Below are 15,345 nucleotides of genomic sequence, written 5' to 3' on the forward strand. Positions count from 1 at the left end.
GAATGTGGCCAGACCGGCACCGTGGGTCAAGCAATGCGCGCCCTAAAACTGAAGCCGCATTTGTGCAGTCACGCCAAACCCGTCGAAATCATCAGCGAAACGGCCATCCAAGCGGATCGACGCATCGAACTGACGTGCTCTGCCCAACTGCCCCGGATTGAGCAGCTTGGTATAGTTGAGGCCCAGAGACAACTCAGTGTAAGCCCCCAGATTACCACTGGACGTGCTTAAAGCTGCGCCAACCCGGTTCCCCGCCGCATCCAACTCAAAGAAGCGACCCTGCGTATCAGAACCCAAATCATCGTAGTAAGTCGCAGTACCAAAGATGTTCAGGGCCGAGGTTCCACCAGGCAGCACCCTGCTGCGCGATATAGTGCCTGCAATGAACAGAACGCGACTGTCGATATCGTCGATTTCCAGAACACCGTCATCCGTCAGGTCGTCAGGTGTTCCGCCATCAAAGTGCAAGTCGTCCACCGATGTCCGGCTAAAGGCGAAACCAGCCGATGGCACAAAGTTCAGCCCCAGACTTTCATTCAACGTGAATGCATATCCAACAGAGCCGCTAAGCGTGAGGCTGTCCGCATCATAATCCTGATCGGCAACACCCAGATCATTGGGGCCACCATTCACGACACCCGGTGCCAGAACGTTGCGCAATTCAAAGTCATTCGCATCGTAGCGCAACTGAAGGTCTGCAAACCAACGCCCGCGCGATGCCCCGACATAGGCACCGGCATAGGTTTGCGTGAAGTCTGTCATGTTGGTGCTGGTCTGAAATGACCGATCCAATTGAATATTCACTGGGTCAAAGGCAAAGACCGGTTGGGTAAGAGAGCCCTCGTTCAAACCGACGATCCCGCCAAAGCTGAGATCGAAACCCCCGAAACGCCCATCAAAGCAAGAATAGTCGAACCCACCCTGAACACCGCTGTAATCCAGCGAAATTTCGGTTTCGAACGTACCTAGGGCCGTGGCGTTCGACCCGTTTGCATCCGCTGAACCACCTGTCGCGCGAGCCCATGTGCCAAACCCGCACGGATTGTCGTCCTCGGCCGCCAATCCCGTGATGAAAGGACTGGATGGCCGGTTGACCACCGTGTTGAGCAACGACTGTGTCAGCGTCAAACCCGAGGCAAGACCGGCAATCGCAGGGTTGGCTCCGGAATTCACAAAATAGTCGCCTCGTGAATTCGACGTGACCGAGTACAAGATTTCGCCACCTGTCGGCAGGCCACTGGTGGTCACCGACAAATCGCCCCCAGTGCTGCTCAGCAGCGACAAGGGATTATCGAACCGGCCACGATCCGTGCCGACCTCGTTGAAGGTCAGATTGACATTGCCGGTCACAGATCCCGCAACCTCGATGCTGTCGACCCCGGCATTGGCAGTACTGAGATCAATATCGACAAGGATCGTGCCGTTCAATGCGGCGTTGCCCCCGAAAGACAGAACATCTCCGATCACGCCATTCGTTGTCAGATCAATCGTTCCGCTGGCCGAGTTGGTAAAGTTAGCCCCACCTTGCGCTCTTCCGGTGGCCACCAGCAGTGAGTTGTTCGTCACATTGGCACCAATACTGCCCCCGTCGCTAAGCAGTATATTTGAATCGTTTATCAAGTTGCCGCCGGTGATCGCACCGCCGCTCTCCACAAGCAGGTTGCTGTTGTTGTTGAACGTCCCCGCGGACAAGGCGCCGCCGTCCTGCACGACCGTGTCCGTGTTGTTGTTGAAGGTTGTGACCACGCTCGTTCCGTCGACAAACACTGACGCGTCATTTTCCAATACACCGGTGACATCCCCTGCAAGGGTCAGCATGCCCGCCGTATGCGTCAAATCGCCGGTGATGGCGCCATCATGATCCAGCGTGCCGGTATTGGTCACGTTACCCGTCATCATACCGGTCGAACTCACAGTCAGCACATTGCTGTTGGTGATGTCGGCCATGACCGTCCCGTTGACCGTGGCTTGTCCGGCGCCCTGGTTGGTCAGCCCACCGCTCAACCTTCCATCCACCGTCAAAACGCCGGTGTTGGTCACCGCTGTCTGCACATCGCCGGTCGTGTTGATCGTCAGGTCAGCGGTGTTTGTCAGGCCGGAGCCGCCTGCCAGAACGCCCGCTACCGTCATAGTGGCCTGATTGTCGATGGTGCCGCCCGCATCCACGGTTGTGGTGCCGTCAGCAATCGTCAAAAGGCCGGTTCCACTATTCGTAATCCCGTCCACGCCAGTCAGGCTATCCGTGATCGTCACGTCTCCGTTGGCCGCCGTCAATTGACCGTCCAGCGTTCCCGAAAGGCTGGTTGTGCCGCCATTGGCCACCACCGCCCCATTGATCGCTCCGGTGGAGGTCAATGTGCCATCGGTCACAGTTGTTTCCGCCGTGATGGTGCCGCCATTCACCGTCGTTCCGCCCGCGACTTCGACACTTGTGGCTGTCAGGCCTGCCGTATCGGCCAGCGTCATCGTCCCCGTGCTTATGACGGTCGTCCCGGTCACGGTTGCGCCGCTGGTGATGGTGGTCGTGCCACCATTCGTCAGCGCGTCCGTCAGCGTCGTATCCGCCGTCACGGTGAACGTGCCGAGACCGGAGCCCGTATCGGCGCCCGTTGTGACACCGTTCATGGTGCCCCCTTCCGCGATCACGGCTCCACCGTTGCTGACAGTCGTCAGACCCCCGACCGAGCCGCCATTGGTAAAGGTACCTGTTCCTGAGACGGTTGTGGTGCCGGTGATCTGGTTGTTGTTGGTCAATGACCCGTCCGACACCGTCGCCGTCGTGATCACACCGTCATTCACCGCCGTCGCACCCAGCACATTCAGAGTGCCGATCGTGCCCGTCGCAGCGTTGGTGAAGGTGCCACCCGATGCGTTGGCCGTGGCGACGTCACCGGTGTTTGTCACATCCCCCGCCGTGGTCAGCGTGCCCACAACCACGCTTGCATCAATATTGCTGGTCCCGCTGTTCAGCACCAGCTCGGCCACGTTGCCGCTCGTGATGTTCAGCGTACCGCCATTGTTCGTCAGAACACCCAGCGTCCCGGTCGAGTTCAGCACACCCATCCCCGACACCGTCACATCCGCCATCGTTGCACTGTTGGTCACGACACCGCCCGTGATCGTCGTCAGGCCCTGAATGTCCCCCGCACCGGAGTTCGTCACAGTCCCGGCTGTAACGGTCGTTGGACCGGTCACAACACCGGTGTTGGTTACTGCGCCGGTACCGGACACAGCCAGCGTGGCCACGGTTGCCGAATTGGTCAGCGTCCCGTCGCTGATGGTGGTGGTGCCTTGCAAGCTCCCGGTCCCAGAGTTGGTCACCGTCCCACCAGCAATCGTTGTCGGACCAGTCACAACACCACTGTTGGTGACAGCGCCCGTACCAGACACCGCCACCGTGCCTACCGTACCAGACGTGTTCAACGCTCCGCCCGTAACTGTGGCATCGGCAATCGTCCCAGTATTGGTGGTTGTGCCATTTGTGACCGCCAATGTCGTGATTGTGCCACCATTCGAGGTGGTGCTGGCACTGGTGACATTGGTCAGCGTCCCACCTGTGACATTCAGCGTGCCAGACACATTGTCTGCGGTGGCCACTGTCCCGCCCGAGATGGTCGACGTTCCACCATTCACCGTAAGTGTGCCCGACACGGTGCCGGAACTGGTGAACTGCCCGGCCGTTTGCGTTACATCCGTCAGCGTGCCCGTATTCGTGACAGTGCCGTCCAGCAGTGCAACAGCACTTGTGCTTTCGCCATTGTTGACCAAAGACCCGGTCCCAGAGAAAGTCAGCGCCCCGCTTGTGCTCAGCGTGCCGTTGTTCGTCACTGTCCCGGCTGTCGCGTTAAGGCTGGCAATGTTCAGCGTTGCGTCAGTGCCGATTGTAAGGGCTCCGGTGTTCGTCACGGCAAGGGCCGTTCCGTTCACCGTGTCCGTGTTCCCAATTGTGAACGACCCCGCATTCGTCATTACGTCGGCCGTGCCGTCCCCGATGGTCAGAACGCTCGCGCCGCCGTCGGCAGTCACGATGCTGCCTTCATTCACCAGCGCGTCGCCACTGTTGTCATTGTCTGCGTTCAGCGTGCCATTGCCCTGGAAGGTAATCACGCCTCCCGGCCCGGTGTTGGTGATCGCACCGGCATCCGTCACGGTCCCGTTGTCCAGTACAGTGATGTCCATGCTATTGGTCAGCGTGTTCGCCGTCCCGGCAAGGGTCGATCCCGTACCAACCTGGATGGTACCGTTATTCGTAATCACCGTCGCACTCAGAACCTGGCCATCCGCAATGGTAGTGGTACCGTCATTGGTCAGCGCACCTGCCAGCGTCGTGTCGGCGGTCACGTTCAGTTGTCCCGCTCCGCCACCGGTGTCACCATTCACCACGATCGTGTTGAACCCATTGCCCGAAGCAATCACAGCACCGCCAGTGCTGATTGTCGTCGTACCCGTGACGGTTCCTGTGCCGGTGTTTGTGAACGTTCCGCCCGTGACATTGGCGGTGGTAACGGCTGCACTCTCATTCACCGTCGTGCCAGCAGTGTTCAATGTGGTCACCAGTGCCGCCGCTGCCGATGGTCAGGTTGCCCGCCGTGTTCGTCGCGGTTGTGACCGTACCGCCATCGATCTGAGTGACCGCCGACGCGCCATTGTTAACAACGGTCGTGACCGTCCCCGCAGTGATGGTAGTCGGGCCAGCGGTTGTGTTTAGGCTGGCAACCGTGCCGCCGGTGATCGACACCGTCCCACCGTTATTCACCACGGCATCGGCTGACGCCAAATTGGTAAAGGTACCTGTTCCTGAGACGGTTGTGGTGCCGGTGATCTGGTTGTTGTTGGTCAGTGACCCGTCCGACACCGTTGCGGTCGTGATCACACCGTCGTTCACCGCCGTCGCACCCAGCACATTCAGCGTACCGATCATGCCCGTCGCAGCGTTGGTGAAAGTGCCACCCGATGCGTTGGCCGTGGCGACGTCACCGGTGTTTGTCACATCCCCCGCCGTGGTCAGCGTGCCCACAACCACGCTTGCATCAATATTGCTGGTCCCGCTGTTCAGCACCAGCTCGGCCACGTTGCCGCTCGTGATGTTCAGCGTACCGCCATTGTTCGTCAGAACACCCAGCGTCCCGGTCGAGTTCAGCACACCCATCCCCGACACCGTCACATCCGCCATCGTTGCACTGTTGGTCACGACACCGCCCGTGATCGTCGTCAGGCCCTGAATGTCCCCCGCACCGGAGTTCGTCACAGTCCCGGCTGTAACGGTCGTTGGACCGGTCACAACACCGGTGTTGGTTACTGCGCCGGTACCGGACACCGCCAGCGTGGCCACGGTTGCCGAATTGGTCAGCGTCCCGTCGCTGATGGTGGTGGTGCCTTGCAAGCTCCCGGTCCCAGAGTTGGTCACCGTCCCGCCCTGTGATCGTCGTTGGACCCGATACAACGCCGGTATTAAGTACGTTGCCCGTACCGGACACCGCCAGCGCGCCAGCCGTCGCCGAGTTGTTCAACGTCCCGACACTGATGGTCGTCGTTCCTTGCAGGTCTCCCGTCCCGGAGTTGGTCACCGTACCACCCGTGATCGTCGTCGGACCTGACACAGTGCCTGTGTTTGTGAAATCTGCAGTCGTGGTCAGACTGGCAATTGTCCCGTCATTGCTGCTGCCGGCGACATCAATAGTCACCGCACCGGTCGATCCTCCGTCAAACACGGTCAGGCTGCCCGCTGTGTTGGTGGCAACCGCGCCGATCTGCCCACCGGATCCGATCTCCAGGGTGCCACCTGTGATCGTAGTGCCTCCGGAAAACGTGCTAATCCCTGTGAGGGTGGTTGTCCCTGCCCCACTGCGCACAACAGATGTAACGCCACCACCAGTTTCACTGATCGAACCGCCGAAGGTAGACGTGCCAGTCAGGGTCACGGTTTGTGCATTCACGCTATCAGTCTGGATGGTGCCGGATCCGCTGAGCGTGACCAGCGTCACATCGGACGTGTCGATCAGCAGTGTCCCGTCGACCGTCACAGGGTTCGTCGCAAGGCCGGGTGTCGCAACCGCGGTGGTCGTCACTGTGGCGTTTTCCGACACCGTCAAGGCGGTGCCAGCACCGGTGGTGAATGCCGTACCCAGCGTAAAGGCAGATGTATTCGTGCCATCCCCGAACGTCGTATCGCCCAGTAACGAGGTCACCCCAGCGATATTCACAGACCCACCATCTACGGTCGTCAGGGTGCCGCCCGTACCGGTGACCTCAAGCCCTGACGTCAAAGTCCCGGATCTGAAGTTCAGAGTTCCACCCTGCGTGGCCTCCAGGGTCGTTCCGGCATCCAGCCCTGTAGGATCAACCGACACCGTCGCAGCCGCTCCAACTGCACGCAGCCGACCGTCGAACGCAGTATTATCCCCCGTCAACGCCAGTGTTCCGGACCCGATGTTTTCCAACACGCCGCTGCCCAGCAGACTGCCCGAAAACACGGTCGACGTCGGGCCAGCAATCGTGAGCGTGTTGACGCCAACGGATATATCCCCTGCCCCGCTCATCGCGCCGATGGTTTCACTATCACCAACCACCAGAGTGCCGCCGCTCAGAATCGAAACGCTGCCCTGATCGTCAATGGCCGCTCCGTTGGAAATGTTCAGCGTTCCGGCGGCAATTGTCGTCGCGCCGGTATAGGTGTTCGCGCCGGACAGTGTAACATCGTCGGTCGTGTCCACCGTCACTGCAACGGTGCCTGATCCGTCGTCAATCACACCCGACAGTAAAAGTTGCCCGCCACCGCTCGCATCCAGCGTCAGCACCCCGGCCGTGGCACCGCTGTTGGTGATGGTTCCGCCATAACTGAGCGCTGTCGTTGTCGTCACCGCCAGGGGCCCACCGCCCAGGTCCAATGTCAGGTTACTGGCAAGCGCACCCGCATCCGCGTCCGAATAAAGAAGCTCACCTGCTGTGGCACCCTGATTGAATACAAATGTACCGTTGCCAAGCGAACCGATGGCGGTGACATCCAGCGTGCCAATATCGCTCGACCCGCCGTTCAGCGATATGACATCAGACCCAGTTCCGTTTGTGTCGTTGAAGGATGCGGTATCGTCCGCGCCAGGCACAACGCCTGTGTCCCAGTTGCCCACGTCGCCAAACTCGAGAGAGCCAGCGTCACCTGTCCATGTCGCATCCTGAGCGCGACCCTCTGACACGACAAGACAGCTTAAGAAACAAGACCGCAACAGCGCCGTGCGACACAAATCACCAATAAACATCCAAACGGACTTCCCGACCCCAGAACACGTTTGAACAATCGACTACAAGTTATTGTGATTCAAGTCACCTTGGCCTGCTAGGCGTATCTTTTCCTCTGCCTTGCCCATGAATGATGCCATATGATGTCGCTTGTGCCCCACTGCCCATGCACCACAAGATGCAGTCACTTTTGTCTTGCCCGAATCTTAAGAGCCGTGCATTAACTTACGCTATACAGCGAAAAATACGCCTTGCACCGTAACTCATTCCAAGATTGCGGATCTAAGCAGACGAAAGGCGCATCATAATTCGGGACGAAACCCGCTTATACCTAACGATAAGGCCCAAAAAAACCGGGCCGTGTGGCAGGAGACAGTGATTGATGGACGGCAAAGTGCTAAAGGGCACCCGAATTGACACTCTGGTGGGGGACCATGCCCGCCGGTTGTCGGAGCGGCTTCAGGCGCACCGTGCACAGATCTTTCCACCCAACGCGCACAAGGAACTGCGCCGCTTCACCTCGGGTGAGGTCGCAAGTCTTTTGGGCGTAAAGGATGCTTATCTGCGCAAACTGTCGCTGGACGGCAAAGGGCCGCAGCCCGAAACCGGGCCGGGCGGACGCCGTCTCCTATTCTCCACACGATATTCTGGAGCTCCGCCAATACCTTGAAAAAGGGGCGAAATCTGCCGGCACCTACATGCCGGGCCGCCGGCCCGGAGATCACCTGCAGGTTCTGACCGTGATCAATTTCAAAGGCGGTTCTGGCAAAACAACCACCTCTGCACATCTGGCGCAGAAACTGGCCCTGGACGGATACAAGGTCCTGGCGATCGACCTCGACCCGCAAGCATCGCTGTCAGCGTTGCATGGATTTCAGCCGGAATTTGATCTGTTGGATGGCGGCACGCTCTATGATGCGATCCGCTATGACGATCCGGTACCGCTGCGCTCGGTGATCCAGAACACCTATTTCCCGAACCTTGATATCGTTCCGGGCAATCTCGACTTGATGGAGTTCGAGCATGACACGCCTGGCGCCCTCGTGCGCAAGGGCGATGCGTTGTTTTTCACGCGGATTGATACGGCTTTGGCCCAAGTAGAGTCTGATTATGACGTGGTTGTCGTCGACTGCCCGCCTCAGCTTGGTTTTTTGACGATGTCGGCGCTGTCAGCAGCTACAGCTGTTCTGGTCACGGTCCATCCGCAGATGCTCGATGTCATGTCCATGTGCCAGTTTCTGTTGATGACCTCCAACCTGCTCGAAGTCGTGGCCGATGCCGGCGGAGACATGACCTACGACTGGTTACGCTACGTGGTGACGCGCTACGAACCCGGTGACGGCCCCCAGAACCAGATGGTCAGCTTTATGCGGTCGATGTTCGAGGACCACGTGCTTAATCATCCGGTCCTCAAATCAACGGCAATCTCGGATGCCGGGATCACCAAACAGACACTGTACGAGGTCGAACGCAATCAATTCACCCGCGCAACCTACGATCGCGCAATGGAAAGCCTGAATGCGGTGAATGGCGAAATCGCCGATCTGATTCAGACTGCATGGGGGCGCCGAAATGGCACGTAAGAACCTGCTGAAGGGACTCATGGACGGCACCCCAGCAGACGGCGCCGTATCGTCTGAGTCCCCCAAAACGGAAACGAAACAACTGCGCCGCGCCTCGACCGGGGCCATCGGTGCAGTGTCACGATCCATTGAGGCGCTCAAAAGCCGATCCGTGGTGGATCTTGACCCAAGCGACATCAAGGCGGGTGGCGTCAACGACCGGCTTGAACACGATGAGGACGATCATCAAAAGCTGATGCACAGCCTCAGCACTTATGGCCAGCAGGTGCCTATCCTGGTCCGACCCGACCCAGAAGAGCCGGACAAGTATCAGATCGTCTATGGCCGCCGCCGCGTACTGGCAATGCGGGACCTTGGATTACCAATCAAGGCCATGATCCGCGATCTGGACGACGACGCGTTGATCATGGCGCAAGGCCAGGAAAATTCGGCACGGCGCGAGTTGAGCTTTATCGAACGGGTAAATTTTGCCCGTCAGATGTTGGACGCGGGCTATGAACGCAAGATCATCGCCGACGCGTTGTCGACCGACAAGACGCTGATCTCGCGCATGGTGTCAGTTGCCGAGACAGTGCCGATAGAGGTCATCGAAATGATCGGTGCAGCACCTTCAACAGGGCGCGACAGGTGGCTGACCCTCGCGCGATTGTGGGATCGGTCGGACTATTCGATTGAAGACGCAAGCGCTGCCATTGCCGTGGCTCCCAAGGGTGAGACATCGGACGAACGATTTGCGGCACTGCTTGCAGCGCTCGAGTCACGTTCTGGCGATACCCAGAACACCGCAACAGCCCCCAAACCCAAGGCCCGCCCTGCCCCGCTTATCGGTGACAATGATATGTCACTTGGACGGATAAAGCGGCGGCCCAATGCCACAGTTCTGGAATTCGACAGCAAGCGCGCGGCTGGCTTCGATCTTTGGTTGGCGGACCACATTCACGAGATTCATCGCGATTGGCTGAACAGACAGTCCGACGAATAAACCGAGCAGTAACCCAAACGAACAGGAGGCACGAACAGGCAAAGAACTAAAAGAAAAGCCCCCCAGAACAGTTGTTCCGGAAGGCTCCCCTAAGATCTAGCACTCTCAGGATAGTCCCCGGCGTTGACGGAAGTCAACAACTGCTGATTCGGCAGAGCAGTATTTCTTTGTCTCGTGACAATCTATGGAACGACTTTCCCTGACGCCTTTCGGCAGTCAGCCGGTATCGGCTGGTCTTCTCGCAACACAGGCACTGGCCGACGCGAAATCGAATGTGACAAGCGTCGAAAAATGGACGCTGTTTCGAGACCTATGCACCGCTCGGGCGACTTTTAGTGTGTCGGACCGCGATCTGACAGTACTGGCCGCCCTTCTCAGCTTTTTGCCCGATGATGATCTGGAAGACGGCAGACCTCTCATCGTTTTCCCGTCTAACAAATCCTTGTCGCAACGGGCCCACGGCATGGCCGAAAGCACCTTGCGCCGCCATCTCGCAGCCCTGGTCCGCGCCGGTCTGGTGCTGCGACAGGACAGCCCCAACGGGAAACGCTACGCAAGACGTGACGCTTCCGGCACATTGCGACAGGCTTTTGGGTTTGACCTCCGGCCCCTGTTGGTCGCAGCCCAGAGCATCAACGACGCGGCAGATGCGACAAGACAGGCGGAAACAGAGCGTCGGGTGCTGAAAGAAGCATGCACGCTGCGTCTTCGTGATGCGACGAAGCTGCGTGAATATGGGAGCGACGTGCAACCTCACGCAGCCAATTGGGATCACTTGGACGACGTTTTGCGCCTGCTCCAAAGACGCCTTCGCCGCAAATTGGAAAACGCGGACCTGGCAGAGATCAAGGATAAGTTGGCCGGCATTTTGGACACGGTCAGAGCGGTTTTTGATACCGCAGAAACCGAAAAAATGAGCGGCAAAGACGCTGAAAATGAGCGGCACCATCATAATTCAAAAACAGAAGCAATTAAATATGAACAGGAATCAGCCAAACCTGTGGATCAGCAATGCCACACAACTATGCCTCTCTCGCTCATTCGAAAAGCCTGTGGGGATCTGACAGTGTTCGGTGGCAGTGAAATTCGAACCTATCCAGATATCATCCGCAACGCTGAAAGAGTTGTGGGAATGCTGGGGATCAGAAGCGACATCTGGGGCTATGCCTGCGCCCAGATGGGCCCGACTGATGCCGCTATTACAGTTGGATTTATCTTAGAGAAAGCGGATGAGATTCAATCGCCCGCCGCGTATCTGAGAGCGCTTACCCAAAAATCCAAATATGGACGGTTTTCGACAGGCCCATTGGTCATGTCACTACTGAACCGAGCCAACTCTATGGCAGCCTGACATGACAGTGGCGGACATATCTTCAGAAGGAAGTGTACAGTTGACAGCTGTCAACAACCGCACTGACTACTCGGAACGGAGGGCGTTGAGACCTTCTGTCATACCGTTCAGCGACAACTGGAACAGGAAGGGACTCAGACTGTGCGTTCGGTCGAAATGCTGCGATCATGCTATTGTCTTCCGCAGAAAGTGTTTCAACGGTTTCATCTTCCACAGCCAACAAGGCTTCGCAAACCTCGGTGTTGCAGAGCTGCCAGTCGAACTCAAGCAGGTCATTTCTGTCTTCATTCTCTGCCTCCCGCATAGCGAACCCACCAGGCAGAAACACGCCAAGCGGAACGCGGGCAATCAGAAAGGTGCCGCCATCTGGGTTTTCAGTCGCGATCACATCTGCGATGAATGCACCGTCGGAGGATCGCAGGATACGTTGGGTTAGTAGACAGTTTGTTTTTCCAACTGCCACTGCCACGCAATTCACCGTCCAGGCACCGAACTGTTGACCATTCAAAACCACCTTGGACTGCGCACTCGCATCTTCACCGGTTTGGGCGAGGGCAGGGGAGAAGGGCAGAAGGATAGCCAAGGCACAGATGCGAAGGATCGGGAACACTATGAAACTCTCTTATGAATGCAACAGTTCAAGGTAAGGGACTGTGATCGCATCAGAGTGTCAAGCCGATAGGCCTGCGGATATGTAGAACCGGCAACGCTCATTAGGAAAAATAATCATAAGTAATTGATAAGTAACATTAATAAAGGAAATGGCCCTTATTGAAGCCCATTACACCGCACCGGAGGTGCATAAATGAACCAATCCTCCTTTCAGTACCTCAATGCCAAAACCAAACGTGGCATTTGCGATGGCCAGGCCGGGCGGGGTTGGGATGCCTTGGAATCGACAGGTGGTTTCTTTTGTGTCAGTGTCGCCATGTTGCCGGGCTTTGACCCGGAAGTAAGTTGTATGTCGATGCAGTTGACGGTGATCGGAGACATGTTTTGAACGTCAATTTTTCCCAGAAAGCACGCCGCGGTCGATTGGCCTCAGAACTTGGCAAAGACCGTTTGGTGCTGGTCAGAATGGACGGTGAGGAAGAACTCGCCGGAGTATTCGAATGGCGCGTCGAGGCTCTTGCAACCGATGACGGCATAGACCTGGATCAGTTGCTTGGGACACATGCTACGGTCGAAGTACAGATGATGCAGGGCAGCCGGTTTTATGACGGTATCGTTTGCGAGGCGTCGCTCGCAGGCATGGTCGAAAACGGCGTGCGTTACGACCTGGTGCTGCGGCCGTGGCTGCATCTTGCATCGCTGCGGCGCAATCACCGGATTTTCCATAATAAGAACGTTATCGAAATTATCGAAGAGGTGCTGGGCGACTACGGCGATTTGGGCAATCCGCACCTCAAGGTGCAGACCAGCGACGACTATCCAGAACTCGAATACACCGTGCAGTATGGCGAGAGCGATGCCGATTTCGTATCCCGCCAGATGGAACGGTTCGGCATCACCTGGATGTACGAACATAGCGCAGGCAATCACACGCTGGTCCTGGTGGACAACACAACGTCGCTGCCTGAAATTGATGGTGGCAGCCGGCCGTATCGCGGTGTCGAGGGTCATCATTTCTCCGATGAAGAGCACTTCAACCTGTGGAAAGGCGGCACGCGCATCACAACAGGCGCGGTCAAGCTGACCGAATACAATTTCAAAGATCCCGCGCACGGCCCAGCAGGTCGATCATCTGGGTGATGCCGCACACGAACGAGGAGACGTCGAAAGCTTTGACTGGCCCGGTGACTATCTGGAACCGGGGCAGGGGAGTGACGTGGTCCGCAAGCGAACCGAGGCAGAGCGGGGGCAGGGCGCGCGTCACCATGCGGTGGGCGACATTCCCGCCCTTGGCGCGGGCGTCTGTGTCAGCGTCTCCGGCGATGAGATACGCGATGTGACGGGGAACCGTTTTGTCTGTCTGCGCACCGCCCATATCTATCGTTCTCAGGCTTATGGGTCCGGCGAGTCGCAGGATGACGACAGGGCGTTTGAGGGCCGATACACTCTGATGCCTGACAGCAACCCGTTGCGGCCAGAGCGCAAGATCCCCCGCCCGATTGTGGAGGGCCCGGAAACCGCCACTGTGGTGGGCAATGGCGAGATCGACTGTGACAAGTATGGCCGCATCCTTGTCCAATTCCCTTGGGATCTGGATCGGGAGTATTCCATGCGATGCCGTGTCAGCCAGAACTGGGCGCATCGAGGATATGGCGGAATGGTCATTCCCCGCATCGGTATGGAAGTGATCGTGGAACACCTGCAGGGCGATCCCGACAAGCCGATTGTGACGGGGTGTGTCTATAACGGGATCAATGTGCCTCCGTCCGAGTTGCCCGCGAACAAAACGCGGTCAGTGTTCAAGACGTCGTCGCATCAGGCCGAAGGCTTCAACGAACTGACATTCGAAGATGAGGGTGGAGAAGAATTCATCTATATGCACGCCCAGAAGAACCTGGATATTCACGTCAAGAATAGTGCAAAGCGCCGGGTTGATTTTGACGACAACGTGTCGGTCGGCAATGATTCCAACCTGGATGTCGCGGCCAACAGGACTGAGACAATCGAAGGCGACATGGGCGTCAAGGTGACGGGCAGCCTTGCCGAGAAGGTCAACGCGGATCGAGGCGTGGATGTCGACGGGGACTTTGCGATCAGCACGGGTGGTGATTTTACAATCAAGGCCGGAGGCGAGATCGTGTTGGACGCCAGCAAAATCACGCTTGTGGGCAGCGGGGCCGCGATCACGTTGCAGGGTGTGGTGAATGCCTCGCCCTCGATCCATGTCGGGTCTGCGTCACCTTCTGCCGCGGCGGTTCCGGCGGTTCCGGCCGTGTTGCAGGCGGCAGCGGGCGAGGGGATGCCCTTTGTGTCGCACTGCCCATTTGCGGACGGCTAGGGGAAACGCGATGTTACCTGCCGCCCGAATTGGCGATAAGCATGACTGCCTGAGATGCGGACCCACTGTGATTGTGTCGGTGTCTACCAAGTCCACTGCGGATCAGCGCCCGATTGCGCGGATTGGTGACAAGACGGCCTGTGGCGCGACCATTGTCACAGGCAGTGCCAACACCATCATTGACGGTAAGCCTGCTGCACATATTGGGTCGAAGACCGATCATGGTGGCGTGATCACCACGGGTTCATCGAACGCTTTGGTTTGATCGCTCTCTTGTATTGTACGGCGTAATGCCGTACATAGAGAGCAAGGAGATTCACGATGTTTGGCACTGATACACCTGAGACAACTCCGGGCAAGATGGAGGCTCGCAAGGAACTGCGGATGCATCGCCGCGATGAGGCACGGATTCGTGCAGCAGCCGCTGCGACAGGCTTGCAGGAGGCGGATTTCATTCGCCAGGCGGCCTTGTTGCGGGTGCAGGAGATAGAGCGTCAGTTGAGCCTGTCGGTGTTGCCTGAGGACGCCTTTGCCGCTTTTCGGGACGCGGTCGACGCTCCCGGTCAGGTGCAGCCGGGTCTGGCACAGGCGGCCAAGGCAAGTGCAGGGCGCCTGAGGGATGACGACTGACGACGCGGGGTCAGTTCTGGATATCAGCCGTTTCGACAAGACGCGGCATGATCGAAGCCAGTTCCAATGTGGTTTTTCCCCGATTGACCATTTCCTGAAGTTTGCGCTCAGCGACCATACCAAGACGGGTCTAGTGATCGCATATATGGCGACCAGGCAGGACGACGCGCATGTTTTGGGGTTCTACACGCTGGGGGCGATGGCTGTCCGGGCTGATCTGGGTCCCAAGAGCTGGCAACGGGCGCGTGTGCCGGATGTTCCGGCGATCTATCTGCGGGCTGTTGCGGTGCGATTGGATCAGCAGGGCAGGGGGCTTGGCCGTGCGCTATTGGTGGATGCGCTGCGTCGGTGTCTGGCGGTTTCAGAGCAGATGGGTGCAGCGGCGGTTGTTCTGGATGTCTTGCAGGATGCCGAGACCGAGCGTCGTTGGGCGTTCTACCGAAACCTTGGGTTTCGGTCATTGAAAGATCCTGACAATCCGGCCCGGGTCTTTATGCCAATGGCCGACATCCGAGCCAGTCTGAAATGAACAGGTTGGTGCTTTGACAGTTGCGCCCGGAGTGGCATTCGATTGCCACTGTCATGGCTGAACGGTTGCATTCATTTGCAAAGG

General features: G+C 58.0%; 12 protein-coding genes and 2 pseudogenes. 10 read left to right on the forward strand and 4 right to left on the reverse strand.

Translation table 11 applies throughout. The features are described 5' to 3' along the window. Window positions 1-42: 42 nt before the first annotated feature. The 3 genes from ACZ1HN_RS02130 to ACZ1HN_RS02140 are packed head-to-tail and all read right to left on the reverse strand — an operon-like array spanning window position 43 to window position 7,193. Window positions 43-4,554 (reverse strand): beta strand repeat-containing protein, encoded by a 4,512-nt coding sequence (locus ACZ1HN_RS02130; protein WP_472726306.1) that lies wholly within the window; start codon window positions 4,552-4,554, stop codon window positions 43-45. Then, the gene (locus tag ACZ1HN_RS02135; protein ID WP_472726307.1) at window positions 4,517-5,149 is read right to left on the reverse strand and encodes a hypothetical protein; all 633 of its coding nucleotides are present in this window, start codon (window positions 5,147-5,149) and stop codon (window positions 4,517-4,519) included. The genes ACZ1HN_RS02130 and ACZ1HN_RS02135 overlap by 38 nt, the downstream gene beginning before the upstream one ends. After that, complete coding sequence (locus ACZ1HN_RS02140; protein WP_472726308.1) at window positions 5,031-7,193, reverse strand: beta strand repeat-containing protein; 2,163 nt, start codon at window positions 7,191-7,193, stop codon at window positions 5,031-5,033. Before ACZ1HN_RS02140 ends, ACZ1HN_RS02135 begins: the two co-directional genes overlap by 119 nt. 425 nt (window positions 7,194-7,618) lie before the next feature. Between ACZ1HN_RS02140 and repA the strand changes: the two are divergent. From repA to repC, 3 genes and pseudogenes are all read left to right on the forward strand, one after another. Next, a pseudogene (gene repA / locus ACZ1HN_RS02145) lies at window positions 7,619-8,819 on the forward strand (plasmid partitioning protein RepA). Further along, window positions 8,809-9,801, forward strand: a complete 993-nt coding sequence (repB, locus tag ACZ1HN_RS02150; protein ID WP_472726309.1) for a plasmid partitioning protein RepB — start codon at window positions 8,809-8,811, stop codon at window positions 9,799-9,801. The pseudogene repA and the gene repB overlap by 11 nt, the downstream one beginning before the upstream one ends. A 184-nt stretch (window positions 9,802-9,985) precedes the next feature. Further along, on the forward strand, window positions 9,986-11,152 hold the full coding sequence (repC, locus tag ACZ1HN_RS02155; RefSeq protein WP_472726310.1) for a plasmid replication protein RepC: 1,167 nt from the start codon (window positions 9,986-9,988) through the stop codon (window positions 11,150-11,152). 22 nt (window positions 11,153-11,174) lie between these two features. On the opposite strand, the gene ACZ1HN_RS02160 is transcribed toward repC, so the two are convergent. Beyond that, window positions 11,175-11,762, reverse strand: coding sequence for an invasion associated locus B family protein (locus ACZ1HN_RS02160; protein ID WP_472726311.1), 588 nt, complete (start codon window positions 11,760-11,762; stop codon window positions 11,175-11,177). Window positions 11,763-11,957: 195 nt separating this feature from the next. On the opposite strand from ACZ1HN_RS02160, the gene ACZ1HN_RS02165 reads away from it, so the two are divergent. The 7 genes and pseudogenes from ACZ1HN_RS02165 (at window position 11,958) to ACZ1HN_RS02195 (ending at window position 15,261) form a co-directional block, all read left to right on the forward strand. Continuing rightward, window positions 11,958-12,152, forward strand: coding sequence for a hypothetical protein (locus ACZ1HN_RS02165; protein WP_472726312.1), 195 nt, complete (start codon window positions 11,958-11,960; stop codon window positions 12,150-12,152). Between the two features lie 77 nt (window positions 12,153-12,229). Next, window positions 12,230-12,904: a type VI secretion system Vgr family protein gene (locus tag ACZ1HN_RS02170; protein ID WP_472726313.1), complete on the forward strand. Its 675-nt coding sequence runs from the start codon at window positions 12,230-12,232 to the stop codon at window positions 12,902-12,904. Continuing rightward, the gene (locus tag ACZ1HN_RS02175) at window positions 12,897-14,102 is read left to right on the forward strand and encodes a type VI secretion system Vgr family protein (protein ID WP_472729260.1); all 1,206 of its coding nucleotides are present in this window, start codon (window positions 12,897-12,899) and stop codon (window positions 14,100-14,102) included. Before ACZ1HN_RS02170 ends, ACZ1HN_RS02175 begins: the two co-directional genes overlap by 8 nt. A 10-nt stretch (window positions 14,103-14,112) precedes the next feature. Then, a pseudogene (locus ACZ1HN_RS02180) lies at window positions 14,113-14,169 on the forward strand (hypothetical protein); the annotation flags it as partial. Window positions 14,170-14,181: 12 nt separating this feature from the next. Continuing rightward, entirely contained in the window at window positions 14,182-14,367 is a 186-nt protein-coding gene (locus tag ACZ1HN_RS02185; RefSeq protein ID WP_472729261.1) for a PAAR domain-containing protein, read from the forward strand. Between the two features lie 56 nt (window positions 14,368-14,423). Further along, window positions 14,424-14,732 (forward strand): type II toxin -antitoxin system TacA 1-like antitoxin, encoded by a 309-nt coding sequence (locus ACZ1HN_RS02190; protein ID WP_472726314.1) that lies wholly within the window; start codon window positions 14,424-14,426, stop codon window positions 14,730-14,732. Then, entirely contained in the window at window positions 14,722-15,261 is a 540-nt protein-coding gene (locus ACZ1HN_RS02195; RefSeq protein ID WP_472726315.1) for a GNAT family N-acetyltransferase, read from the forward strand. The genes ACZ1HN_RS02190 and ACZ1HN_RS02195 overlap by 11 nt, the downstream gene beginning before the upstream one ends. Window positions 15,262-15,345: the final 84 nt, after the last annotated feature.

Source organism: Tateyamaria sp. GN1-10, from assembly GCF_055693845.1.